At 62.2% G+C, this 24,965-nt stretch carries 23 protein-coding genes and 1 tRNA gene; 11 read left to right on the plus strand and 13 right to left on the minus strand.

The features are described 5' to 3' along the window. Window positions 1–29 precede the first annotated feature (29 nt). The 3 genes from P3T24_RS34745 (at window position 30) to P3T24_RS34755 (ending at window position 2,927) form a co-directional block, all read left to right on the plus strand. Window positions 30–1,265, plus strand: coding sequence for a zinc-ribbon and DUF3426 domain-containing protein (locus tag P3T24_RS34745; RefSeq protein WP_429441322.1), 1,236 nt, complete (start codon window positions 30–32; stop codon window positions 1,263–1,265). 80 nt (window positions 1,266–1,345) lie between these two features. Further along, window positions 1,346–1,846, plus strand: coding sequence for a thiol peroxidase (gene tpx, locus P3T24_RS34750; RefSeq protein WP_074262521.1), 501 nt, complete (start codon window positions 1,346–1,348; stop codon window positions 1,844–1,846). A 142-nt stretch (window positions 1,847–1,988) separates the two neighbouring features. Further along, window positions 1,989–2,927: a carbohydrate kinase family protein gene (locus P3T24_RS34755; RefSeq protein WP_429441324.1), complete on the plus strand. Its 939-nt coding sequence runs from the start codon at window positions 1,989–1,991 to the stop codon at window positions 2,925–2,927. Window positions 2,928–3,070: 143 nt separating this feature from the next. On the opposite strand, the gene P3T24_RS34760 is transcribed toward P3T24_RS34755, so the two are convergent. The 7 genes from P3T24_RS34760 to P3T24_RS34790 form a co-directional block, all read right to left on the minus strand. Then, entirely contained in the window at window positions 3,071–3,637 is a 567-nt protein-coding gene (locus tag P3T24_RS34760) for a histone H1-like DNA-binding protein (protein ID WP_074262523.1), read from the minus strand. Between the two features lie 30 nt (window positions 3,638–3,667). Further along, the gene (locus P3T24_RS34765) at window positions 3,668–3,985 is read right to left on the minus strand and encodes a hypothetical protein (RefSeq protein ID WP_074262524.1); all 318 of its coding nucleotides are present in this window, start codon (window positions 3,983–3,985) and stop codon (window positions 3,668–3,670) included. Window positions 3,986–4,087: 102 nt separating this feature from the next. Then, window positions 4,088–5,344 carry a ribonucleotide-diphosphate reductase subunit beta gene (locus P3T24_RS34770; protein ID WP_074262525.1) on the minus strand — a complete coding sequence of 419 codons (1,257 nt, stop codon included), beginning with the start codon at window positions 5,342–5,344 and terminating at the stop codon, window positions 4,088–4,090. A gap of 521 nt (window positions 5,345–5,865) precedes the next feature. Continuing rightward, window positions 5,866–8,877 carry a ribonucleoside-diphosphate reductase subunit alpha gene (locus P3T24_RS34775; RefSeq protein WP_429441326.1) on the minus strand — a complete coding sequence of 1,004 codons (3,012 nt, stop codon included), beginning with the start codon at window positions 8,875–8,877 and terminating at the stop codon, window positions 5,866–5,868. 528 nt (window positions 8,878–9,405) lie between these two features. After that, a complete protein-coding gene (gene ampD, locus P3T24_RS34780) occupies window positions 9,406–10,002 on the minus strand; it encodes a 1,6-anhydro-N-acetylmuramyl-L-alanine amidase AmpD (protein ID WP_429441329.1) in 597 nt (198 codons plus the stop codon). After that, the gene (locus P3T24_RS34785) at window positions 9,999–10,349 is read right to left on the minus strand and encodes a PP0621 family protein (protein ID WP_074262528.1); all 351 of its coding nucleotides are present in this window, start codon (window positions 10,347–10,349) and stop codon (window positions 9,999–10,001) included. The genes ampD and P3T24_RS34785 overlap by 4 nt, the downstream gene beginning before the upstream one ends. Before the next feature lie 7 nt (window positions 10,350–10,356). Beyond that, window positions 10,357–11,274 carry a cytochrome C assembly family protein gene (locus P3T24_RS34790; RefSeq protein ID WP_429286639.1) on the minus strand — a complete coding sequence of 306 codons (918 nt, stop codon included), beginning with the start codon at window positions 11,272–11,274 and terminating at the stop codon, window positions 10,357–10,359. A gap of 81 nt (window positions 11,275–11,355) precedes the next feature. Between P3T24_RS34790 and ffh the strand changes: the two genes are divergently transcribed. Together ffh and P3T24_RS34800 are read left to right on the plus strand one after the other, a co-directional pair. Continuing rightward, on the plus strand, window positions 11,356–12,723 hold the full coding sequence (gene ffh / locus P3T24_RS34795) for a signal recognition particle protein (protein ID WP_074262530.1): 1,368 nt from the start codon (window positions 11,356–11,358) through the stop codon (window positions 12,721–12,723). A 152-nt stretch (window positions 12,724–12,875) separates the two neighbouring features. Beyond that, a complete protein-coding gene (locus P3T24_RS34800; RefSeq protein WP_074262531.1) occupies window positions 12,876–13,427 on the plus strand; it encodes a hypoxanthine-guanine phosphoribosyltransferase in 552 nt (183 codons plus the stop codon). A 125-nt stretch (window positions 13,428–13,552) separates the two neighbouring features. On the opposite strand, the gene P3T24_RS34805 is transcribed toward P3T24_RS34800, so the two are convergent. Next, window positions 13,553–14,152, minus strand: a complete 600-nt coding sequence (locus P3T24_RS34805) for a MarC family protein (protein ID WP_074262532.1) — start codon at window positions 14,150–14,152, stop codon at window positions 13,553–13,555. A gap of 12 nt (window positions 14,153–14,164) precedes the next feature. Further along, complete coding sequence (locus P3T24_RS34810) at window positions 14,165–15,901, minus strand: proline--tRNA ligase (protein WP_429441330.1); 1,737 nt, start codon at window positions 15,899–15,901, stop codon at window positions 14,165–14,167. Window positions 15,902–16,202: 301 nt separating this feature from the next. Here P3T24_RS34810 and P3T24_RS34815 point away from each other — a divergent pair, with 301 nt between their 5' ends. Further along, window positions 16,203–16,862, plus strand: a complete 660-nt coding sequence (locus P3T24_RS34815) for an RNA pyrophosphohydrolase (protein WP_074262534.1) — start codon at window positions 16,203–16,205, stop codon at window positions 16,860–16,862. A 76-nt stretch (window positions 16,863–16,938) separates the two neighbouring features. Continuing rightward, complete coding sequence (locus tag P3T24_RS34820; protein WP_074262535.1) at window positions 16,939–17,490, plus strand: CNP1-like family protein; 552 nt, start codon at window positions 16,939–16,941, stop codon at window positions 17,488–17,490. A 48-nt stretch (window positions 17,491–17,538) separates the two neighbouring features. Here the strand turns inward: P3T24_RS34820 and proB are convergent, their stop codons facing one another. From proB to rplU, 4 genes are all read right to left on the minus strand, one after another. Then, window positions 17,539–18,657: a glutamate 5-kinase gene (proB, locus tag P3T24_RS34825; protein ID WP_429286642.1), complete on the minus strand. Its 1,119-nt coding sequence runs from the start codon at window positions 18,655–18,657 to the stop codon at window positions 17,539–17,541. A 78-nt stretch (window positions 18,658–18,735) separates the two neighbouring features. After that, on the minus strand, window positions 18,736–19,860 hold the full coding sequence (gene cgtA / locus P3T24_RS34830; protein ID WP_429441332.1) for an Obg family GTPase CgtA: 1,125 nt from the start codon (window positions 19,858–19,860) through the stop codon (window positions 18,736–18,738). Between the two features lie 181 nt (window positions 19,861–20,041). Then, complete coding sequence (gene rpmA, locus P3T24_RS34835) at window positions 20,042–20,305, minus strand: 50S ribosomal protein L27 (protein WP_074262538.1); 264 nt, start codon at window positions 20,303–20,305, stop codon at window positions 20,042–20,044. Between the two features lie 24 nt (window positions 20,306–20,329). Beyond that, on the minus strand, window positions 20,330–20,641 hold the full coding sequence (gene rplU, locus P3T24_RS34840) for a 50S ribosomal protein L21 (protein WP_007180329.1): 312 nt from the start codon (window positions 20,639–20,641) through the stop codon (window positions 20,330–20,332). A 215-nt stretch (window positions 20,642–20,856) separates the two neighbouring features. Here rplU and P3T24_RS34845 point away from each other — a divergent pair, with 215 nt between their 5' ends. From P3T24_RS34845 to P3T24_RS34860, 4 genes are all read left to right on the plus strand, one after another. After that, a complete protein-coding gene (locus P3T24_RS34845) occupies window positions 20,857–21,849 on the plus strand; it encodes a polyprenyl synthetase family protein (protein WP_074262539.1) in 993 nt (330 codons plus the stop codon). Between the two features lie 58 nt (window positions 21,850–21,907). Further along, window positions 21,908–21,984, plus strand: a tRNA-Pro gene (locus tag P3T24_RS34850). 166 nt (window positions 21,985–22,150) lie between these two features. Then, window positions 22,151–23,467, plus strand: a complete 1,317-nt coding sequence (locus tag P3T24_RS34855) for an HlyC/CorC family transporter (RefSeq protein WP_074262540.1) — start codon at window positions 22,151–22,153, stop codon at window positions 23,465–23,467. A 216-nt stretch (window positions 23,468–23,683) separates the two neighbouring features. Beyond that, complete coding sequence (locus P3T24_RS34860; protein WP_429441356.1) at window positions 23,684–24,961, plus strand: GspE/PulE family protein; 1,278 nt, start codon at window positions 23,684–23,686, stop codon at window positions 24,959–24,961. Window positions 24,962–24,965: the final 4 nt, after the last annotated feature.

The raw sequence follows: 24,965 nt of genomic DNA on the forward strand, positions 1-24,965 counted from the left end.
CCACCGGCCCTGCGGCCAATCGGCTCAATATGCTCCTGGCGACGCGCTGTCCTTTCTGCGAAACGGTCTTCCGGCTTCAGCCGGCGCAGCTCGCGCTGCGCCGCGGCCTTGTGCGCTGCGGGCATTGCCAGGAAGTGTTCGACGCATCGAGTAGTCTGTATGAGACCACCGAGGGCGGCGACTTCGCCACGGCCACGCCGATTTCTCCGGCAGCCGTGACTGCGTTGAACCCGCCTTCGAGTGCGGCCCCCGCGCCGGCCCCGCGCTCGAAAGCGCCGAATTTCAGCGCCGAGGCATGGGACCCGTGGGCACCGCGGGCCGACGCCGTCATCGACCAGAGCTTGCTGCACAACGCAAGCAACCTGCCGCTGGCGCCTGTCTCCGGCAACCTCGCTGTCACCCCGTGGCACGCCTCGGAGCGTGATGCTGCCGATCATCGGGAACCCGTATTCGCGGCCGAGCCGGAACCGGTCAGCGTGGATGACGATCACTTCGTGTCCCACGCGGCGCCCGAGGTAGAACCGGAACTCGTGTCCGAGGCCACTCCCGAGGTCGCGCCCGAGCCTGCGCCGGTATGGCGTCAGCCGGAACATCGCGCGGACGACGAGCCTGCCTTGCAGGACGCGCATGCCGCCGCTGAAACGCTACGCACCGCTCCAGACCACGAACCGCATTTCGGTACCGCCGCTGCCACTGCCAGCGCCACGCCCTTCGCGACCAATCCGCCGGCGGATGAAGCCGATCCGTTCCAGGTGATCCGCGAGACGCGTGCGGCCCCGCCGCGCCGCATCGGCTGGACGATCTTCGGCGCGCTAGTTGCTTTCATCCTGTTGCTCGGTCTGCTCGCGCAGCTCGCCTGGTGGCAACGCGAACTCATCATGGTCGATTGGCCGGCCTCGCAGGCGCTCTATGCACAGGTTTGTGCGCCGCTTGGCTGCACCGTCATGCCGCCGCACGATATTGATGGCCTGCAGGTCGAGCCGTCCGATCTCCGCCAGATCGACGGGCCGCACAAGCTCGAGCTGAAGATGCCGCTGCGCAACCGCTACAACGTCGCGCTCGCCTATCCGGCTATCGAACTCACGCTGCTCGACGATCAGAACAACGTCGCCGTGCGCCGTGTGCTGTGGCCGCAGGACTACGTGAAACCCGGCACGCCGATCGCAGCCGGCCTGCCGCCACGCACGACGCAAACCATGGTCGTGCACCTGGATACCGGCAACGCAGTCGCATCGAATTTCCGCGTACAGATCTTCTACCCCTGAACATAAGCCGCAGTTTTCTTGCGCCCGCGACACAGCGGGCGCGTTCACCGTCAATCCCTGATAAATCTTCGGAGCACAACATGAGTCAAGTCACGCTGGGTGGCAACCCGATCGAAGTCGCCGGCACGTTTCCGGCCGTGGGCCAGAAAGCGCCTGCGTTTTCGCTGGTCGGCAAGGATCTGAAGCCGGTCACGCTCGCCGATTTCGCCGGCAAGCGCAAAGTGCTGAACATCGTGCCGAGTCTCGACACGCCGACCTGCGCCACCTCCACCCGCAAGTTCAACGAGGCCGCAGGCAAGCTGTCGAATACGGCCGTGATCGTGGTGTCGGGCGATCTGCCGTTCGCGGCCACGCGCTTCTGCACGACCGAAGGCATCGAAAACGTCTCGACCGCTTCGACTTTCCGCGGCCACGAGTTCGCGCAGGCCTACGGCGTCGACGTGACGAGCGGCCCGCTGACCGGCCTGACGGCGCGCGCCGTGGTCGTCATCGACGAGAACGACAATGTGGTTCACGCTGAGCTCGTCGGCGAGATCAAGAACGAACCGAACTACGACGCGGCACTCGACGCACTGAAGTAAGCGTCCAGCACCCGGACCCGCGCCGCGCCTTCTTGCGCGGCGCTTTCGCATCCGTCGCACGGTTTATGCGGTGCGCGAAGCGCGCGGGTCCGGGAGCGCCCCCCGTGTTTTATCTTTGCAGATTTCTACAGGACTACTCGCCTTGGCTACGCTGATTTGCGGCTCGCTCGCCTACGACAACATCATGACCTTTGAGGGCCGCTTTCGGGAGCACATCCTGCCCGAGCAGGTCCATATCCTCAACGTGAGCTTCCTGGTGCCGACGATGCGCAGCGAGTTCGGGGGTTGCGCCGGCAACATGGCCTACTCGCTGAATCTGCTGGGCGGCGACGCACGCATCATGGGCGCGCTCGGCGCGGTCGACGCACAACGCTACCTGGATCGCTTCGACCAGCTGGGCCTCTCGCGCGAGCACGTGCTCGTGCTGGAGAACACCTACTCCGCGCAAGCGATGATCACCACCGATCTGGAAAACAATCAGATCACCGCCTTCCACCCCGGCGCGATGATGCAGGCGCATCTGAACCACGCCGACGAAGCGAAAGACATCACGCTCGCGATCGTAGGACCGGACGGCTACGACGCGATGACCCAGCACTCCGAACGACTCGCCGCTGCCGGCGTGCCGTTCATCTTCGATCCGGGCCAGGGGCTGCCGCTGTTCGACGGCGCGACGCTGCGCCGCATGATCGAGCTCGCCACTTACGTGGCGGTGAACGACTACGAGGCCAAACTGGTGAGCGACAAGACCGGCTGGTCAGTCGAAGAAATTGCCGCAAAGGTCGAAGCGCTGATCGTGACGCGCGGCGAGCATGGCTCGCAAATCCATCACGCGGGCGGTATTGAGGAGATCCCTCCCGTCACGGCCAGGCAGGTGCTCGACCCGACCGGCTGCGGCGATGCCTTCCGCGGCGGTTTGCTCTACGGTATCGAGAAGCAGCTCGGCTGGGCCACTACGGGCCGTCTCGCAAGCCTGATGGGCACGCTCAAGATAGAGCATCTCGGACCGCAAAACTATGCGCCCACCCGGGCAGAGATCAACGAGCGGTTCAAGCAGGCATTTGGCTACGATCTGACGTAACGCCAAAGCGCCCGCGCACGAAACACTGCGGGCAAAAAAAATCCCGCCGCCGGAAACCCGGCGACGGGACGGTGATTGAGCAGCGAGACTGAAGGGCTACTCAATCATCGGACACATCGAAATGTGCCTAACGACTCAGCCAGTTACGGACGGCTGCCGGTCGGGAACGGCCATGCTGCAGCCGGGTTCAACGCGGTCTTCACCGTAGCTGCCGGTGCTGCGCTCGTTGCAGCGGGAGCAGCAGGTGCCGGTGCAGCCTTCTTGGCAACAGCCTTCTTCGGAGCAGCAGCCTTCTTGGCAGGCGCAGCGGGGGCTTTCGCAGCCTTCTTCGCAGGGGCCTTGGCGGCCTTCTTCGCGGGGGCCTTGGCAGCCTTCTTGGCAGGCGCCTTCTTGGCAGCGGCCTTCTTGGCCGGTGCTGCCTTCTTGGCAACCTTCTTCGCTGCAACCTTCTTTACTGCTGCCTTCTTTGCCGGTGCTGCCTTCTTCGCTGCAACCTTCTTCACTGCAACTTTCTTGGCTGCAACCTTCTTCACAGCGGCCTTCTTAGCCGGCGCCTTCTTCGCTGCAACCTTCTTCACAGCGACTTTCTTCGCAGCAACCTTCTTCACTGCGACTTTCTTCGCTGCGGCCTTCTTTGCCGGTGCTGCCTTCTTCGCTGCAACCTTCTTCACAGCGACTTTCTTAGCGGCGGCTTTTTTTGCAGTTGCCATCATTTTCTCCTTCAGGTTTTCAGATGAGAGTCAGTTCAAACTACACCCTTCGTCAAAACCCGCTTCCCGCGGACGCTTCTCAGGGCGCGCACTACGAAGCGGGCTATTCATCGGCGTACGCAGGTGCTGCGCGCTTACGCTAATGAATACGGTAAGGCGCGCCGTGCCATCGGGCACCGCGCGCCAAGTCCAGTCAGCGTCGGATCTCGACGCCGGCAATCGTTTGATCGAGCCGCCGGCCGTCAGGCCAGCGGCTTTTTCCGGGGGGAAGTTTGCCCATCCCACTGAAGGGTTCGCAAAGTGCCTATCATGTTTGTGGGCCGCTAAGGCACCGGGCACGCTTTGCATCAGGCGGTTCTGCTCCTAACCATAACTGCCGCGGGCTCGGCCGGCGGCATCCCCATCAAAGAGTTCGCATTCCAACTGCGTTCAACCGCAGCGCACCCGGGATTACTCCCAGCTCAGCGCACCGCCGGTCTGATATTCAATCACTCGCGTTTCGAAGAAGTTGCGTTCCTTCTTCAGGTCGATCATCTCGCTCATCCACGGGAACGGGTTTTCCTCGTTCGGGTACAGCGGATCGAGACCGATCTGCTGGCAACGGCGGTTGCAGATGAAGCGCAGATAGCTCTTGAACATCGACGCATTGAGGCCGAGCACCCCGCGCGGCATCGTGTCTTCTGCGTAACGATATTCAAGGTCGACCGCTTGCTTGAAGATTTCGCGGATTTCCGCGCGGAACTCAGCCGTCCACAAGTGCGGGTTTTCGAGTTTGATCTGGTTGATCAGGTCAATGCCGAAATTGCAGTGCATCGACTCGTCGCGCAGGATGTATTGGTACTGCTCCGCCGCGCCGGTCATCTTGTTCTGACGGCCAAGCGCCAGGATCTGGGTAAAGCCGACGTAGAAGAACAGCCCTTCCATCACACAGGCGAACACGATCAGCGAACGCAGCAGCGTCTGGTCTGCCTCGACAGTCCCGGTCTTGAAGGCCGGATCGGTCAGCACGTGGATGTACGGAATCAGGAATTCGTCTTTCGCGCGGATCGAGGAAACCTCGTGGTACGCGTTGAAGATTTCGCCTTCGTCGAGGCCCAGCGATTCGACGATGTACTGGTAGGCGTGCGTGTGGATCGCCTCTTCGAACGCCTGGCGCAGCAGGAACTGGCGGCATTCGGGCGCCGTGATGTGGCGGTAGGTGCCCAGCACGATGTTATTGGCGGCGAGCGAGTCGGCCGTCACGAAGAAGCCGAGGTTGCGCTTGACGATGCGGCGCTCGTCCTCGGTCAGCCCATTCGGGTCTTTCCACAGGGCGATGTCGCGGGACATGTTGATTTCCTGCGGCATCCAGTGGTTCGCGCAGCCGGAGAGATACTTCTCCCACGCCCACTTGTACTTGAACGGCACCAGCTGATTGACGTCGGTCTGGCCGTTGATGATGCGCTTGTCGGCGACATTCACGCGCGCTTCGGAGACGGCGGCGGATGTGTCGGCGGAGGTTTGAGCGGTAGATGGAGTAGCGGCACGGGCGGCGACGGGAGCGACAGCGATGTCGTTCGCGAAGATTTCCTGGGCCGAGGGAGCTTGATGAGGGGCACGCGTTCCGACTTGCGTACCGACAGCCGATCCCGAGGCGTTGCGCAACTCATTCAGTTGCGTAGCGCTCGAGGGAGTTACGGCAGTGATCTCGTCATCCCAGTTGAGCATAAATGTCACCATCAATTTAGAACGGTTTGTACCATCTTTTCACGAGCGATAAAAGAGTTCGCTGATGAAAAATCCTGTTTTCGATTCGCGTTGCGACCTTCATACAACACTTTGGTCAACAGACTGTCTCTGATACCTCATGTGAGGTGACCCAAACATGTGTTGTCGAAGTGCTTCGCTCTCTCGAGAGAACATCGAATCGAAGCGATCCCGATGCTCTGAAAACTGTGTTGTGTTGCCTGATGTACTGCCTGGCTTTTGCACGTTGCCTTGGCTGTTGCTAGTTCGTCAGCACGAGCAAGGCAAAGTTCAATGAGTCGTGAGAGCTGGCGAGCGCGTGTTGCTCGTATGTTGCTCGCGTGCTGCGCGCTTCTTCGTGTCGAGCGCCTGGGGTTGCCTGGTAGTGCGTGCTGCTGTTCGTTACTGTTTGTTGCTGCTTTTCGCTGATGCTGATCGCAAGACAAGTGCCCGGTCGAAATCGGGTCGACGCCTGGCGAAGGCCAGGCATCGACCCTGAACGATTACTGGCAAGCCTCGCACTCGTCGAAGCCAGGATCGCCCGGACGCATCATGCACACCGGACCATCGGCTTCAGGCGCCGCTTCGACTGCGACTGCCGGCGCCGCTGCTGCTGCCTGCAGACCGCCCGACGCTGCGCCACCGCTCACGCCGAAGCCACCTGCAGCGCCGCCGCCGATACCCCCCGCGCCGCCCGCACCTTCACCGCCGCCCGAGCTCACCGCGTTCAGCGCGCCGTGCGCCACCGTCGATTTCTCGACGTGCGTCGCCGCCATCGTGCGGAGGTAGTAGGTTGTCTTCAGGCCGCGCAACCAGGCGAGCTTGTAGACCTCGTCCAGCTTCTTGCCCGACACGCCACCCATATAGATGTTCAGCGACTGCGCCTGGTCGATCCACTTCTGACGACGCGAGGCCGCCTCGACCAGCCACGTGGCGTCGACTTCGAACGCCGTCGCGTAGATCGCGCGCAGGTCGGCCGGGATGCGGTCGATGCGCGAGAGCGTGCCGTCGAAGTACTTCAGGTCGGCGACCATCACTTCATCCCACAGGCCGCGCGCCTTCAGATCGCGCACCAGGTAGTCGTTGACCACCGTGAATTCGCCCGACAGATTCGACTTCACATACAGGTTCTGGAAGGTCGGCTCAATGCAGGCCGACACGCCGATGATGTTGGAGATCGTCGCCGTCGGCGCGATCGCCACGCAGTTCGAGTTGCGCATGCCGTACGTTGCGATGCGCGAACGCAGCTCCGTCCAGTCCATCGACTCGCTCGAATCCACTTCCACGTAGCCGCCACGCGCGTCGGCCAGCAGCTTCAGCGTGTCTTGCGGGAGGATGCCGCGATCCCACAGCGAACCGCGGTAGCTGGAGTAACGGCCACGTTCCTGCGCCAGTTCCGTCGACGCGTAGTAGGCGTAATAGCAGACCGCTTCCATCGACGTATCAGCAAACTTGACCGCCTCTTGCGACGCGTACGGCGTGCGCAGCAGGTGCAGGCAGTCCTGGAAGCCCATGATGCCCAGACCCACCGGACGGTGCTTCAGGTTCGAGTTACGCGCCTTGGCAACCGCGTAATAGTTGATGTCGATCACGTTGTCGAGCATGCGCATGGCCACGCTGACGGTGCGCTTCAGCTTGTCGTGGTCGAGCACCAGCGTGCCGTCGGCCTGAGTCTTCAGGTGGGCGACGAGGTTCACCGAACCCAGATTGCAGACGGCGATTTCGGTATCGCTGGTGTTCAGCGTGATTTCCGTGCACAGGTTCGACGAGTGGACGACGCCCACGTGCTGCTGCGGCGAACGGATGTTGCACGGATCCTTGAACGTGATCCACGGATGGCCGGTTTCGAACAGCATGCCGAGCATCTTGCGCCACAGTTGCGCCGCCGGGATCTTCTTGAACAGCTTGATCTCGCCGCGCGCGACCTTGTCTTCGTAAGCTGTGTAAGCTGCTTCGAACTCGGCGCCGAACTTATCGTGCAGATCCGGGCAGGTGGACGGCGAGAACAGCGTCCAGTCGCCGCCTTCGTGCACACGCTTCATGAACAGGTCGGGAATCCAGTTCGCCGTGTTCATGTCGTGCGTGCGGCGACGGTCGTCACCGGTGTTCTTGCGCAGCTCGAGGAATTCTTCGAGATCCAGGTGCCACGATTCCAGGTACGCGCACACCGCGCCCTTGCGCTTGCCGCCCTGGTTCACCGCGACAGCCGTGTCGTTGACCACCTTCAGGAACGGCACGACGCCTTGCGACTTGCCGTTGGTGCCCTTGATGTGCGAGCCGAGCGCACGCACGCGCGTCCAGTCGTTGCCCAGACCGCCAGCGAACTTCGACAGCAACGCGTTTTCCTTCAGCGCTTCGTAGATGCCGTCGAGGTCGTCGTCGACCGTCGTCAGGTAGCACGACGACAGTTGCGAACGGCGCGTGCCCGAGTTGAACAGGGTAGGCGTGGACGACATGAAGTCGAAGCTCGACAGCACGTTATAGAACTCGATGGCGCGCGCTTCGCGGTCGATCTCGTTCAGCGCCAGGCCCATCGCTACCCGCATAAAGAATGCCTGGGGCATTTCGATACGCACGCCGTCGTGATGCAGGAAGTAGCGGTCATACAGCGTTTGCAGGCCGAGGTAGCCGAACTGCAGGTCGCGATCGGCGTCGAGCGCGGCGCCCAGGCGCTTCAGATCGTACTGTTGCAGCTTCTCGTCGAGCAACTCGGCTTGCACGCCGCGCTTGATGAAGGTCGGGAAGTACTCGGCATAGCGCGTGCTCATCTCAGCCTGAGTGACTTCCTCTTCGAGGATTTCGCGGCGAATCGTATGCAGCAGAATGCGTGCGGTGACCTGGCTGTACGCCGGATCTTTTTCAATCATCGTGCGCGCAGCGAGAATGGCCGAGTCGTAGACCTGGCTCATCGGCACGCCGTCGTACAGGTTCTTCACCGTTTCCGTGACGATCGGCTCGGCGCTCACCGCGTCGCCCAGGTTTGCACAGGCCGATTCGATGATGCCGCGCAGCGCCACCATATCCAGCGGACGCGACACGCCGCCGTCGGTGACGGTGAGGCCGAGCGAGCCGTTCGGCGCTTCGACCGCATCATGGCCGCGCTCCTGAGTGCGCTTCTCGCGATACAGCACGTACGCACGAGCGACGTTGTGCTCGCCGCCGCGCATCAGCGCGAGTTCGACCTGATCCTGGATGTCTTCAATATGGAAGGTGCCGCCGTTCGGGCGGCTGCGCAGCAGCGCGCGCACCACGCTTTGCGTGAGTTGCTCGACCAGTTCGCGCACGCGTGCCGACGCCGCGCCTTGCCCACCGTTGACGGCCAGAAAGGCCTTCGTCACGGCGATGGCGATCTTCGACGGCTCAAACGACACTACGCTGCCGTTGCGGCGGATCACCTTGTAGTCAGCGAAGGTCGCTTGCGGCGCGAGCGCCTGCGTGCCCGGCACCTGGCCGCCGAAGTTCTGGCCAGCGGTTGCGCCCTCGTACCGGGTCGACGCGTTATCGGTGGTTTGCATGTGCAAAGCTCCTGGTCCTGGAAGTGTGCGAAGAGAATTCGCGGATTAATACGAACGCTGCGCCGCCAGCGCAAGCGATGAGGTGCAGGAAAAAGACCGGCTGAGCCAGGTGGCGGGATGCGACAGCAATGAAGCCAGATTCGAGTTGTTGATGGTCTTCATTGTCCGTGTCGCGATCACTTGCTAAGCCCCTTTCCTGAATGCTTCTTTCTGGACGCGGCCGGCGGTCTCTCCGGCTGCACCGCAGGAATATTTTTGCTGTCGGGAATGCTTACGGCGCCCCGCTACAGAGCGGGACACCGCATAACTTATGCACCCAGTTATTCACATGGTTATGCACAGGACACACAACATATAGTGCAAAACTGAACCCCTAGCACCAAGTATAGTGGAGTTTCGGGACAGCGCAAATTGATTTATTTCGCCTTACGGGGTTGACTTTTGCGCTTGCGATGCACTCATGCATGGCCCGGAAAACGAGGCTGGGCCTGGCTCTCCACCTATCTCGCAAATGGGGACGGAGGGTCGTTACCGCGTTTTGGAAAACTTTAGATAGGGGAAGTACTGATCTGCGAGTTGTGTATCGCGCTGCAGGCGGGACCACTCGAAATGGGGCCCAGGATCGGTCTTGCGGCCGGGTGCAATGTCCGAGTGACCGGCGAGCGATTCGACCGGATAGCGGAGCATCAGCGCTTTCACGAGCGCTCCCAGCGTCTCGTATTGCGCCGCTTCGAATGCGGTTGCGTCGCTGCCTTCCAGTTCGATGCCGATCGAGAAATCGTTGCAGCGCTCGCGGCCAAAAAAGTTCGACGCACCGGCATGCCATGCACGCTGCTCGCACGAGACATATTGCTCAAGCGCACCGTCGCGATGAATCACGAAATGCGCGGAGACCCGCACGCCACGCAGATGGGTGTCGTAGTACGGGTGTGCATCGCAGTCGAGACGGTTCAGGAACAGGTCCGCAATCGCTGTGCCGCCGAACTCGCCAGGCGGCAGGCTCATGTTGTGCACCACGATCAGGCTCGGCACCGCGCCTGCGGGACGCGCCTCGAAGTTCGGCGACGGCAGCTTGCGCGCGCTCGTCACCCAGCCATCGGCGTCGAAGGTGAAGCCACCGTTCATCGGGCGTCGCGGCCCGTCGGTCGCGCAGCGCGACGTTGCGCGTGAGCAGTGCAGCAGAACGGCTCGCCCGCCACGACAATCGAGTCGCTCGCCGGCGCATGCACGCCGCACTCGACACAGCGGATCATCGGCTCAGGCAGTTGCAGGGGTCTCGACGCACGGGCCTGCGCACCGCCGCCTGCCGTCGCGCCTGCTCCGTTGCTGGAAGCGCGGCCGCCTGCAGACCCACCTGCGGGACCACCGGGCGCGCCGGTACGCTGTGCGTTTTGCGCGTCGGAGCGACGCAGCGCCTTCACCAGCCATTGGCCGATGACGAACATCAGGATCAGCAGAAAAATTTGTCGCATGAAGCGCTCACACTACAGGACGGTGCAACAGCACCTGGAAAACGAAACGGCTACCGACGTACGCCAGCAGCAGCGCCACGAATGACGCCAGCACCCAGCGCAGCGCCGCACGGCCGCGCCACCCTGACACCTTGCGGGCGGTCAGGAGCGCACCGAACATCAGCCACGAGAGAATCGCAAAGACGGTCTTGTGATCGAGCCGCAGCGCGCGGTCGACCAGTTGTTCGCTGAACATAATCCCGGAGAGCAAGGTCAGCGTGAGCAGCACGAAGCCGGCGCTGATCAGACGGAACAGCAGCTTCTCCAGCGTGAGCAGCGGCGGCAGCGTGTCGAGCCAGCTCGACAGCCAGCCGTTGCCGGCCGCGGCGCCCTGGCGCTGCAGTTCACCGCCGCGCATCGCATGCAGGCGCCGCTCCACCAGCAGCATCAACACCGCGTGCAACGCGGCAATCGCAAACAGGCCATAGGCGACATTGGCGATCAGGAAGTGCAGCTTGAACATCGGCGCGGCCGAATACGACAGCACCCGCACGCCGCCGAAGGCGAGCGGCAGCAGCGAGGCCACGCAGGCGAGCGGCAACACCAGCAGTTGCAGTCCGTCGAGCGGGAAGAAAAAGCTTTCGATCCAGTAGATCCCGGCGCCGAGCCAGAACATCGCGGAGAGCGCGAACGCGAAACCGAACACCATCGCGTTCTGCGGGAAGATGGTGGTATGCAGCAATACGCCATGTGCGAGCAGCGCTACAAACAGCAGCAACCGGCCCGGCGCGCTGAACGCGGCGACCGACGGCGTGCTCGCCACGGGTGGCAGCGCGGGCACGCTCTCGAGCACCGGGCGCAACGCGGTGTGCCGGTGCGAGCGCCAGCCTGCGACGGCGAGACCGCCGTACAGGAGCGCAGTGAGGGCATACAGTACAATATCCATATTCGAAGTTTACACTAGGCCCCTGCTCCGCGACGTGTCCCGCGTCGCGCCCTGCTCCGGCCGCACAGTTCATCGCTCCCCATGCTCGACAATCTGACTCAACGGATGGCGCGCGTCGTCAAGACGCTGCGCGGCGAAGCCCGGCTCACCGAGGCGAACACCCAGGAGATGCTGCGCGAAGTGCGCCTCGCGCTCCTCGAGGCCGACGTGGCGCTGCCCGTCGTGCGCGAATTCATCGCCAAGGTGAAAGAGAAGGCGCTCGGCGAGGAAGTCATCAGCAGCCTGTCGCCCGGTCAGGCGCTGGTCGGCGTGGTGCAGCGCGAGTTGACCGCGATCATCGGCGGCGACTATGAAGGCAAAGCGGTCGAACTGAATCTCGCGGTTACGCCACCCGCTGTCATCCTGATGGCGGGTCTGCAGGGTGCCGGCAAGACGACCACGGTCGGCAAGCTTGCCAAGTTACTACGCGAAAAATACAAAAAGAAAGTCCTGACCGTTTCGTGCGACGTGTACCGCCCGGCTGCCATCGCGCAGTTGAAGACGGTGACCGAGCAGGTCGGCGCGGATTTCTTCCCGTCGGAACCGGATCAGAAGCCGGTGGACATCGCCCGCGCCGCCGTGGATTGGGCCAAGCGTCACTATCACGATGTGCTGCTGGTCGACACCGCCGGCCGTCTCGGTATCGACGAAGCGATGATGCAGGAAATCGCTGCGCTGCACAGCACGCTGAATCCCGCCGAAACACTCTTCGTGGTCGACGCGATGCTCGGCCAGGACGCGGTCAACACCGCCAAGGCGTTTAGCGACGCGCTGCCGCTCACCGGCGTGGTACTCACCAAGCTCGACGGCGACTCGCGCGGTGGCGCGGCGCTGTCGGTGCGTCACGTGACCGGCAAGCCGATCAAGTTCGTCGGCGTCGCCGAAAAACTCGACGGTCTGGAAATTTTCTATCCGGACCGGATGGCGAACCGGATTCTCGGCATGGGCGACATTCTCGCCCTCGTCGAGGAAGCCCAGCGCGGCGTCGACGTGGAAGCCGCGCAGAAGCTCGCCAACAAGGTCAAGAAAGGCGGCGATTTCGACCTCAACGATTTCCGCGCGCAACTCACGCAGATGAAGAGCATGGGCGGCCTGTCGTCGCTGATGGACAAGCTGCCCGCGCAGTTCCAGCAGGCCGCCGCCGGCGCTAACATGGGCATGGCCGAGTCGCAGATGCGCCGCATGGAAGGCATCATCAATTCCATGACGCCCACTGAGCGCGCCAAGCCGGAGCTGATCAAGGCTACCCGCAAGCGCCGCATTGCAGCGGGCGCGGGCGTGCAGGTGCAGGAGGTCAACCGCATGCTGAATCAATACGAGCAGATGCGCACGATGATGAAGAAGCTCAAGGGCGGCAATCTGCAGAAGATGATGCGCGGCATGAAGGGCATGCTGCCTGGCATGCGCTAGGCCTCGCTGCCTGCATTCGGGCTGGATGATCCGGGTCCGCCGGATCGTCTCAACGACCAGCGCGCGCGTTTCGGGACGCACGGGTATATGCTGTAGCGCGCGCCGTCGTTATTTCTCACACTAATGTATACAGCTACCGCCCGCCAGACGTCATGAATCGCGAAGAAGCTCTCCACATATTCCGCCACTCCGAAGAAATCGTTTCGGCCCACGACGTCAATGCGTCGATCAGCGGAATGGCTGCGGCCATCGCCGCCGAAATGAGCGAGGAGTTTCCGCTCGTACTCTCGGTGATGGGCGGCGCGGCGGTGTTCACCGGCATGCTGTTGCCGCACCTCGATTTCCCGCTTGAGTTCGACTACATCCACCTCACCCGCTATCGCAACACCACCAAGGGTGGCAGCGAGATGCAGTGGCGCGTGGCGCCGGCCGAATCGGTAAAGGATCGCGTCGTGCTGGTGCTCGACGACATCCTCGACGAAGGCGAGACGATGGCCGCGATCCGCGACCGCATCCTCGATATGGGCGCGAAACGCTTCATGAGCGCGGTGCTGTGCGAGAAGATCATCCCGAAGGCCAAGCCGCTGCGTCCGGACTTCTGTGGCTTCGAAGTGCCGGACCGCTATGTCTTCGGCTGCGGGATGGATGCGAAGGGATACTGGCGCAATTTGCCCACGATTCGTGCTTTGACCGACGGGGCGTGAGGGACTGCGCTCAAACCGCAGCGGCTGTGGTCTGGTCAGCGGTCAGCGCCCGGCAACAAAAAAGCGGCCTGCGTGGCCGCTTTTTTTTTGTTGATCTCAGCGCGTTAAAACCGGCGACGCGCAACTCACAGCTGATGCACGAAGGACCGGATCCCACCGAGAATCATTTCGACCGAGATCGCCACCAGCACGAGTCCCATCAGCCGTTCGAACGCCATCATCGTGCGCTCGCCTAGCCACTTCTGGATGCGCTCCGCCAGCATCAAAACAATCGCGCAAACCAGCATGGTCACGGTCAACGCACCGATCCACTCGAACGTCTTGCCGGGCGCCTGCGAGGTCAGCAGCATCACCGTTGCCAGCGCCGACGGACCTGCGAGCGCGGGGATCGCGAGCGGCACGATCAGTGGCTCGCCGCCGCGCGTGTCGTTGCCGAATGGGCCGTCCGGATGCGGAAAGACCATGCGGATCGCGATCAGAAACAGCACGATGCCCCCGCCAATCCGCAACGACTGATCGGTGAGGCTCATCATCCGCAGAAAGCGGTCGCCGACCACCATGAACACCAGCAGGATCACAAACGCGATCGCCACCTCGCGGAGGATGACGACGGTCCGCCGATCCGGCGCCACCCCGCGCAGGCAACTGATAAAGAGCGGGATGTTGCCCAGCGGGTCGGTGATCAGAAGAAGCAGGACGGTCGCAGACAGGAAGTTGTACTCCACCGTCCGCCCCGGTTAATGCGCGAGTGCTGCGCGGATCTTCTCCGACACCGTCTGCACGGCGCTCTCAACCGGCAGCAGCGTCGCTTCGGTATCGCGGCGCGCCTGATACTCGACCTTGCCTTCCTTCAGGCCGCGGTCGCCGATCACCAGACGGTGCGGCACGCCAATCAGCTCCCAGTCGGCGAACATCACGCCCGGGCGCTCGCCGCGGTCGTCGAGGATCACGTCCACGCCAGCTGCGACCAGTTCCGCATACAGCTTGTCGGCCTGCTCGCGCACAGCGTCGCTGCGGTCGTAGCCCATCGGGCACAGCACGACTTCGAACGGGGCGATTGCTTCCGGCCAGATGATGCCCTTGTCGTCGAAGTTCTGTTCGATCGCCGCGCCGAGGATACGCGTGACGCCGATGCCGTAGCAGCCCATTTCCATCCGCTGCGGCTTGCCGGTTTCGTCCAGAAACGTGGCGTTCATGGCTTCCGAATATTTCTTGCCGAGCTGGAACACGTGGCCCACTTCGATACCGCGGCAAATGTCGATGACGCCCTTGCCGTCCGGCGACGGGTCGCCCTTCTGGACATTGCGGATGTCTGCGACGACCGGCTCCGGCAGATCGCGACCCCAGTTCACACCGGTGATGTGGTAATCCACCTCGTTCGCGCCGACCACGAAGTCGCTCATGTTCGCGACCGTGCTGTCCGCGATCACCTTGACCGGCTTCTTCGTGTTGATGGGCCCGAGATAGCCCGGAGGCGTGCCAAAGGCCGCGACAATTTCCGCTTCCGTCGCCATGCGGAAGTCAGCCAGACCCGGCAGCTTGCTCGCCTTGATCTCGTTCAGATCGTGGTCGCCGCGCAGCATCAACAGCCAGATGGTCGGCTCGGCGCCTTCGTTTTCGGTCGCCAGCACGATCGACTTGATGGTGCGCTCGAGCGGGATATTCAGCAGTTCAGCCACGGCCTCGCACTTTGCCTTGCCGGGCGTGGCGGTCTTCTTCATCTCTTCGGCGGGCGCGGCGCGCTGCGCGATCAGCGGCAGCGCTTCCGCCGCTTCGACGTTCGCCGCGAACTCCGAGGTCGGGCAGTAAGCGATCGCGTCTTCGCCCGTGTCGGCAATCACGTGGAACTCGTGCGAGCCGCTGCCGCCGATCGAACCGTTGTCCGCCGCCACTGCACGGAAGTCGAGACCGAGGCGCGTGAAGATGCGCACGTACGCGTCGTACATCTTGCGATACGACTCTTTCAGACCGTCCAGATCCTTATCGAACGAGTACGCGTCTTTCATGATGAATTCGCGGCCGCGCATCACGCCGAAACGCGGACGGATCTCGTCGCGGAACTTCGTCTGGATCTGATAAAAGTTCACCGGCATCTGCCGATAGCTCTTGATCTGGTTGCGGGCGATGTCCGTGACCACTTCCTCGTGCGTCGGCCCGATCACGAAATCGGACTGCTTACGGTCCTTGAAACGCAACAGTTCCGGCCCGTATTTCTCCCAGCGACCCGATTCCTGCCACAACTCTGCCGGTTGCACCGCCGGCATCAGCAGTTCGATCGCGCCTGCCCGGTTCATTTCCTCGCGCACGATGGCTTCCACCTTGCGGATCGAGCGCAGGCCGACGGGCAGGTAGTTATAGATGCCGCCTGCCACGCGACGGATCATGCCGGCGCGCACCATGAGCTGGTGGCTGACGATTTCGGCGTCGGCCGGGGCTTCTTTGAGGGTGCCGATAAAGAAACGGGAAGCTTTCATTCAGAATTTTTCCAAAAGCGGCGGCGCCGGAGCGACCGCCCGAAAGGTGAAAACGGTGGGGAACTCGACAAAGGCGCGACAAAGACGTCACAAACGCTTCGCAGACCTGTGAAAAACCCTTAGGCCGAAGCCATCGTTATATGTGCCACCACGGCGCCGTTGCGCCGGATGGCCCACAGACAAAGGCTATAGCAAACGCGCCTATGTTGCGGCGAATCATTCCAATCCAGAGCGATCCGCTGCGTCAGGCCCGTTATCTGTTTATAATCAAAGCAATTTTAAAGGATTCGAAGGTGGTTGTATGCTGGATCGTGAAGGCTTTCGCCCGAACGTCGGCATCATCCTCTTGAACGCGCACAACGAGGTGTTTTGGGGCAAACGGCTCCGTGAACATTCCTGGCAGTTTCCGCAAGGGGGCATCAAGTATGGTGAAACCCCCGTGCAAGCGATGTATCGGGAGTTACACGAAGAAACCGGTCTGCTTCCGGAGCACGTCAAGATCATCGGTCGCACGCGCGACTGGTTGCGCTATGAGGTGCCGGACAAGTTCATCAAGCGTGAAGTACGCGGTCATTACCGCGGCCAGAAACAGATCTGGTTCCTGCTTCGGATGGTGGGGCGCGACTGCGATATTTGCCTGCGCGCCTGCGATCATCCGGAGTTCGATGCGTGGCGCTGGAACGAGTACTGGGTACCCCTCGACTGTGTGATCGAGTTCAAGCGGGATGTGTATCAGTTGGCGTTGACGGAGTTGTCCCGTTTTCTGCGCCGTGCTGCGCCGCGTTCGGATAAACCTGGCGGCCATCACGGGCCGCGCTATCCCCGGATAGCGTCGACCGTGACGGAGATGCAGGAAGTGTCGGTAACAACCGTAACGGTTGAGACTACGATTCGCACGACGATCGAGTCCGACTGCGGACCTGCCGACAACACCCTGACCCAGCCAGGTCTGCGCGACTAAACCCTGTGCGGCTTTCTGCGCCGCATCTGCCGGTGCGGCTCATGAAAAGCCGCGCCGGCGTTTCGAGGAAATCATATTGAAAGCATTTGCTCTCGTCGTGGCGTGCGTCGCCACCGGCGCCCTGCTGGCTGGTTGTTCGAACACCCCCACCAACAAGGATGACAGCGCGTTTACGTATCTGCTGGATCGCAAGCCTAACTGGACCGAAGACAAGGTCGACACACTGCCCTCGCTGCCGCTGGCTTCAAATCTGATCCCGTTCGATGTATCCGGCAACACGCCGCTGAAGTTTGCGGTCGACGCGAAATCGCTGTCGGTTGGCAATGACGGTGTGGTGCGCTACACGGTGGTCGTGACGAGCCCGAGCGGCGCGCACAACGTGAACTACGAAGGGATTCGCTGCGATACGTATGAGTGGCGCCAGTACGCCGCTCTCAACGCGGATCACGATGGCTGGGACAACACCGTCGCCACGGCGTTTGCACGTATCGAAGACAGTACGCTGAATGGCTATCAGGCGTCGCTCTATCAGGACTACTTCTGCGCGAACAAGATTCCGACGGGTTCAGCCAAGACGATCGTCGATAACTTACGCATGCACCGTACCGCGGCGTCGCAACTTCATTGAGTTTCGCGCGGTTTGCACGCTTACCTTTCCTTTCGGGTTAGCGTGATATCAGACCAGTACGAGGTTGTCGCGGTGGATCAGTTCGGGCTCCAGCATATAGCCCAGCACGCCTTCGATATCGCCACTCGGGCGGCGCTGAATCAGCTTGGTCTCGGCGCTGCTGTAGTTCGTGAGTCCCCGCGCGACCTCGCGTCCCGCCGCGCTTAAACAGGCAATCACCTCGCCACGCGCAAACGCGCCCTGCACGCCGACCACGCCGATCGGCAGCAGGCTCTTGCCGCCTTCCGTCAGCTTTTCGACCGCGCCGTCGTCGATCACCACGTGTCCGCGCACCTGCAGGTGATCGGCCATCCATTGCTTGCGCGCCGCCATCCGCGCGGTGCGGGCAATCAACTGGGTACCGATCGCCTCGCCGGTGGCGAGCCGCGCCAGCACATCAGGCTCCCGACCGCTCGCGATTACCGTATTGGCGCCGCTATGGGCTGCCCGCTTGGCCGCGAGAATCTTGGTCAGCATGCCGCCGCGGCCGAGACTCGAGCCCGCGCCACCGGCCATCGCCTCAAGCTCTGGTGCACCGGCGTCGGCCTGCTGGACGAGCGTGGCTGACGGGTCCTTACGCGGATCAGCGGTAAAGAGACCTTGCTGGTCGGTAAGGATGATCAGCGCATCGCCTTCGATCAGATTCGCTACCAGTGCGCCCAGCGTATCGTTATCGCCGAACTTGATTTCGTCGGTAACGACCGTGTCGTTTTCATTGATGATCGGCACCACGCCCAGGCGCAGCAACGTCAACAATGTGGAACGTGCGTTCAGATAGCGTTCGCGGTCGGCCAGATCGGCATGGGTCAGCAGGATCTGCGCTGTACGGATCGAATGTTCGGCAAAGCGGCTCTCGTACACTTGCGCGAGCCCCATCTGCCCGACAGCGGCAGCCGCCTGCAACTCGTCGATTTCGCGCGGGCGTTTGGTCCAGCCAAGCCGCTGCATCCCCTCGGCGATAGCCCCAGAACTCACCAGCACGACCTCTTTGCCCTGCGCCCGTAAGGCGGCGATCTGCGCCGCCCAGCGGCCGATCGCGGCATGGTCCAGGCCGCGCCCGTCATTAGTGACGAGGCTCGACCCGACTTTCACTACCAATCGCCTGGAGTCTGCGATGACGGAACGCATTCTGCGCGGTCTCCCAAGATGATGCGTATGCTGGCCGGCGGCCCTATTCGGACGCGCCGGCGCCCAAGCTATGCCCGTTTATTCCTGCGGCTGGACCGGCTCACCGGTTTCACCCGACGCCGCGCCCTGTTGCTTCTCACGGAAACGCACGTCTGCGGCGAGATCTTCGGCTTCGGCCTGGCGCTGCGCGTCCGAATGCGCGGCGATATAGTCGTACACCGCATAGGTCAGCGCTTCGCATCCCTGCCCCGTCAACGCCGAGATTTCGAATACCGGGCCGTCCCACCCAAAGCCTTCGCGGAAGGCCGCGACGCGCGCTTCGCGCTCGTCTTCCGGCACCATGTCGAGCTTGTTCAGGACCAGCCAGCGGGGTTTTTCGTACAACAGTTCGTCGTACTTGCGCAGTTCGTTGACGATCGCCTTGGCTTCCGCAACCGGATCGACCTCAGCATCAAACGGCGCGATGTCGACGATGTGCAGCAACAGCCCCGTACGCTGCAAATGGCGCAGAAACTGGTGCCCCAGGCCGGCGCCTTCTGCGGCGCCCTCAATCAGCCCAGGGATGTCGGCGATCACGAAGCTGCGGCTCGGCCCGACGCGCACCACGCCCAGATTCGGCGCGAGTGTGGTGAACGGATAGTCGGCAATCTTCGGCTTCGCGTTCGACACCGAGGAAATGAAGGTGGATTTGCCGGCATTCGGCATGCCGAGCAGGCCGACATCGGCCAGCACCTTCAGCTCAAGACGCACCATGCGGCGTTCGCCCGGCTTGCCGTCGGTCTTCTGACGCGGCGCGCGGTTCGTGCTGGACTTGAAATGCAGGTTACCGAGGCCACCCGCGCCACCCTGCGCGATCTGGACGCTCTGATTGTGCTCGGTCAGGTCGGCGATCAGCTCGCCGGTCTCCGTGTCCGAGATAGTCGTGCCAACCGGCATGCGCAGCGTAACGTCGTCGCCACCCTTGCCGTAGCAATCCGCACCGCGACCGTTTTCGCCGTTGCGCGCCAGATGCTTCTTGGCGTACCGGTAGTCGATCAATGTGTTGATGTTGCGGTCCGCCACAGCGTACACGCTGCCGCCGCGGCCGCCGTCACCGCCATCCGGACCGCCGAACGGGACGAACTTCTCGCGGCGCATCGACGCGCTGCCATCCCCTCCGTCGCCGGCGATGACTTCAATCCTCGCTTCGTCAATGAACTTCATGCCTAACTCCGTCCCGTATCGTGTTGCTATTTTGCCGTGCCCGCGGTGCGTTGGACAATCGACCGATCGGCCATCCGCGCGGGCTCACGACACCCTTCTCAGCCGTGAACCTGGAATGAAAAAGGCCCCGCTAACTTCGCGGGGCCTTTGTTCCGGTCCTGAAGCCCGTGCCTGAATAAACTCAGGCTGCTGCCGGGACTACGTTGACCGTTTGCTTCTTCGCTGCGCCCTTCGTCGTGAACTTGACGTGGCCGTCCGTCAGCGCGAACAAGGTGTGATCCTTGCCGATACCGACGTTTTCGCCCGGGTGCATACGCGTGCCGCGTTGACGTACGATGATGCCGCCAGCGTTGATGGCTTGACCGCCGTAAACCTTCACGCCGAGACGCTTCGACTCGGAGTCGCGGCCGTTACGTGACGATCCGCCTGCCTTTTTGTGTGCCATTTGATAGCTCCTTAACCGGTGCGCTTACGCGTTGATCGCGTCGATGCGCAGTTCGGTGTAGTTCTGGCGGTGGCCGCCATGCTTCTGGTAGTGCTTCCGGCGACGCATCTTGAAGATGGTCACTTTCGCGTGACGACCTTGCGACACGACGGTAGCCTTGACGGAAGCCCCACTGACCAGCGGCGTACCGAACTTAATCGATTCGCCTTCGCCCACTGCGAGAACCTGGTCGAGCGTGATTTCAGCGTCAATGTCTGCCGGTATCTGTTCTACTTTAAGTTTTTCGCCGACGGCAACTTTATACTGCTTGCCACCGGTTTTTATGACCGCGTACATTGAGAACCTCACTCTGTGTTCATTTTTCCTACGCACCACGCGCGGAAACCCGTGATTATACATAGAGTTAGCTGCGCGGTCAAAACTCATTGACCGGCGCCGCAAGGCCTCGCAGAGCTCCGCCGGACGGGGCGCCGTGCTTCGATCCCGCAGGCTGCGGCCCGGAACTGTCGCGATTCGCCTTATAATTCGCGGCACTACCCAATTCAGCCATCATGTCGTCGACTGCCACCCCCTCTCCCAACGCCGCCAGCCTGCTCGCTCCGATCGCCGAAGACATGGAGCAGGTGAACCGCGTCATCCGGCACCGCCTGGCGTCCGAGGTGATGCTGATCAACCAGATTTCCGAGTACATCATCAGCGCCGGCGGCAAACGCCTGCGGCCCGCGCTGCTGTTGCTGGTGGCCGGCGCGCTGGGCGAGACGACGGGGCACCGGCACGAACTGGCCGCGGTGGTCGAATTCATCCATACGGCCACCCTGCTGCACGACGACGTGGTCGACGAATCCGACCTGCGGCGCGGCCGTCAGACAGCGAACGCCCTGTTCGGGAACGCGGCAAGCGTGCTGGTGGGCGATTTCCTGTACTCGCGCTCGTTCCAGATGATGGTCGGGGTCGGCAAAATGAGGGTCATGGAGATTCTCTCGGAGGCGACCAATATCATCTCCGAAGGCGAAGTCCTGCAACTGCTCAACATGCATGACGCCGACGTGGACGAAGCGCGCTACATGCAGGTGATCCGCTACAAAACGGCCAAGCTGTTCGAGGCGGCGGCCCAGCTCGGCGCGGTTTTGGCAGGTTCGGATGCGACCACCGAAGCCGCGGCTGCGGAATTTGGCCGGCGCATCGGTACAGCCTTCCAGATTATGGACGACTGGCTCGACTACACCGGCACAGCCGAATCCATGGGTAAGAATGCCGGGGACGACCTGCGCGAAGGCAAGCCCACACTGCCGCTCATCTATCTGATCGAACGCGGCACGCCGGAGCAGTCGGCGCTCGCGCGCGAGGCGATCGAGCAAGGCGGCACGGACCGTTTCGATACCATTTTCGAGGCGATCACCCGCTCCGGCGCGCTGGATCACACGCTGGAATGCGCGAAACAGGAAGCCCAGGCCGCAGCCGCAGCAATTTCTTCGTTCCCAGATTCCATTTTTAAAGAGAGCCTGCTAGAATTATGTTCTTACTCGACGGCGAGACAGTCCTAAACGGGACTTAAACGCCGAATCAGTCTGAATCGAGTTGGCAGTACCCAGCAGTACAAATCGGGGTGTAGCTTAGCCTGGTAGAGCGCTACGTTCGGGACGTAGAGGCCGGAGGTTCGAATCCTCTCACCCCGACCAGATTTTGAAAAAACCGCGCAATGTTGTGCGGTTTTTTTTCGCCTGTCGTTTGCGCAATCGTCATGCGCTTCTAGCCTTGGTGCTCCTATGCCTTTTGGCCAGGAAGGCACGCACGATCCCCTCTGCTATATTCTTTCCATCCCGGCCCCCTACCAGTTCGCGACACGTGGAACAACTACCCTTATGGGCGCAGATAGGCGCCGTCGTCCTGCTGCTTATCTGTTCCAGTTTCTTTTCCATCTCCGAAACGGCGATGATGGCACTCAACCGCCACCGCCTGAAGCATCTCTCCAATCAGGGCGCACTCGGCGCCAAAACCACGCAGGGGCTGCTCGCGCACACCGACGAGTTGCTGAGCGTGATCCTGATCGGCAACAATCTGTTCAATACGATCATCCCGGTGCTCACCACCTCGGTCGCGTTGCATACGTTCGGGCGCAACAATCTGGTGCTGTCCATCGCAACCGGCATCGTCGCATTCCTGATCATCGTGTTCGCGGAGATCACGCCGAAAATTGTCGGCGCCACTTTTCCGGAAAAGATCGCACTGCCGGCGAGTCTGCTGATCGCACCGCTGATGCGCGCGACCAGGCCGATTGTCTGGTTCGTCAACCTGTTCGCCAACACCATCCTGCGCATCCTGCGTATCAATACCAAAGGCGCGCACGATCAGCGGCTTTCGACTGAGGAACTGCGGACCATCGTGCTCGAGTCTGGCAGCTTCATGCCGACCAAGCACCGTAGCATCCTGTTGAACCTGTTCGATCTGGAAAACATCTCTGTCGATGACGTGATGATTCCGCGCCGCCGCATCGAGGCGCTCGATTTCGACGCGCCGTTCGAGCAGATCCTGCATCAGCTCGAGACCTGCTATCACAACAAGCTGATCGTCTATCAGGGCGACATCGACCGCGTGCTCGGCGTGCTGCATGTGCGCAAGACACTGTCAGCACTACACAACCAGGAATTGGAGCGGGAGACGTTGCGCGAGTTGCTGGCCGAACCGTATTTCGTGCCGAGCGGCACGCCAGTGTTCCAGCAGTTGCAGTACTTCCAGGAAAGCCGTCACCGTACGGCGCTCGTCGTCAACGAATATGGCGAACTGCAGGGTCTGGTCACGCCGGAAGACATCATCGAGGAGCTGATCGGCGAGTTCACCACCTCGATTCCGCGAGGCGCAAACTCGCGCGGCGGCTGGAACGAGGAAGGCGAGTGCATCGTCGCGGGCAGCATGCCATTGCGCGAGCTGAACCGTTGGCTACAGTTGACGCTGCCGACCGACGGGCCAAAAACGCTCAATGGATTGATTCTGGAAGTACTCGAGGAAATCCCTGATGGCGATGTGTGCGTACAGATCGGCGAGATCAAGCTCGAGGTGATGCGCAGTGACGATCAGGCGGTTCGCACCGTCAAGATTTTTAAGCCCGGCTCACGCTCAGGGGCGAAGAGTAAGGCGCCGCGACGCTTGACCGGAGAGGCGTGAGGCACGCCTGGCCATCCGGCTGAATAGCGGCCGTGACCGGCGTAATGGATGATGGAGTCGTTGTGTTCTACAGGCGGCTCCAGCCGGTTTCCAATGTCATCCTCTTACCGTTCCGCGCCGGCGGCCCCCACGCATCACGCGGTGAATCATGTTGCTGCGGTTAACTTATCAAATCGTGCCATCGCGACTGAAGCCGAGGCGGTCGCTAGTCCTGCCATATCCACACCGCTTGCGCCATCTCAACCGTCAGGAGCCAGGCCGTTTGCCGGGGCAATCCGCGACGACGTTACCAGTCGTAGCGCAGCACCCGGGCTGGCCGATGCCGACAACACCCCCGCCGTCCGTCTGCTGAACGAGACGCTGCGAGAAGCCACGCGCCGCAATGCATCCGACCTGCATATCGAGCCGGCCGAACAGGGTTGGCGGATGCGTCTGCGAATCGATGGCGTGCTGCATGCCATCGCGCAACCACCCGCGCATCTGCGCGACGCGTTCATCACGCGCGTGAAGGTCCTGGCGCGCATGGACATTGCCGAGCGACGGATTCCGCAGGACGGCCGCCTGCGCATTGCAACGAGTCCGGGGCGCTTCGAAGACTATCGGGTGAACTCTCTGCCCACGCTATTCGGCGAAAAACTGGTGCTACGCCGCCTAGACGCACTACCCACGACGCTCTCGCTCGATTCGCTCGGGCTAAATCCCGCTCAGCGCGTTGCGCTCGAAGCGGCCATCGGCGCACCGCATGGACTAGTGCTCGTGACCGGTCCAACCGGCAGCGGCAAGACACTCTCGCTGTACTGCTTCCTGCAGATGCTGAACGCCGAATCACGCAATGTCTGCTCCGTCGAAGACCCCGCTGAAATCCAGCTGGCCGGCATCAATCAGGTCAGCGTACGCGAGAAAGCCGGCCTCACGTTCGCCGTCGCGCTACGCGCCTTCCTGCGCCAGGATCCGGACGTGATCATGATCGGCGAGATTCGCGATGAAGAGACCGCGGACGTCGCCGTCAAGGCCGCGCAGACCGGCCACCTCGTGCTCTCCACGCTGCACACCAACGACGCGCCCGCTGCCATCGCTCGCCTGATCGATATCGGCGTCGAGCCGTACAACCTCGCCGCGGCGCTACGGATGGTCACAGCGCAACGCCTCGTGCGGCGGCTGTGCGTAGCGTGCCGGGCGCCGGCGCCGCAATCGGCAACGGCCTTGAATGCGGCCGGCTTCGCCGATGACCAACTCGACGGCTGGTGCCCTTACGAAGCGAAGGGCTGCGAAGCATGTCACGGTATCGGCTACCGCGGGCGCATCGGCATTCACCAGGTCATGCCGGCGTCGGACGCGATGCGCGAGCTGATCGTTGCAAGCGCGGGCACCCATGCGCTCGCCCGCCTTGCTCACACCGAGCACGTAACCACGCTGCGCGATGCCGCGCTAGCGCGCGTGCGGGACGGTACGACCAGTCTCGCCGAAGCCCTGAGCGCTACCGAGGTCGCATAACGAT

Source organism: Paraburkholderia sp. GAS33 (assembly GCF_050436645.1).
GTDB lineage: Bacteria > Pseudomonadota > Gammaproteobacteria > Burkholderiales > Burkholderiaceae > Paraburkholderia > Paraburkholderia phenazinium_B.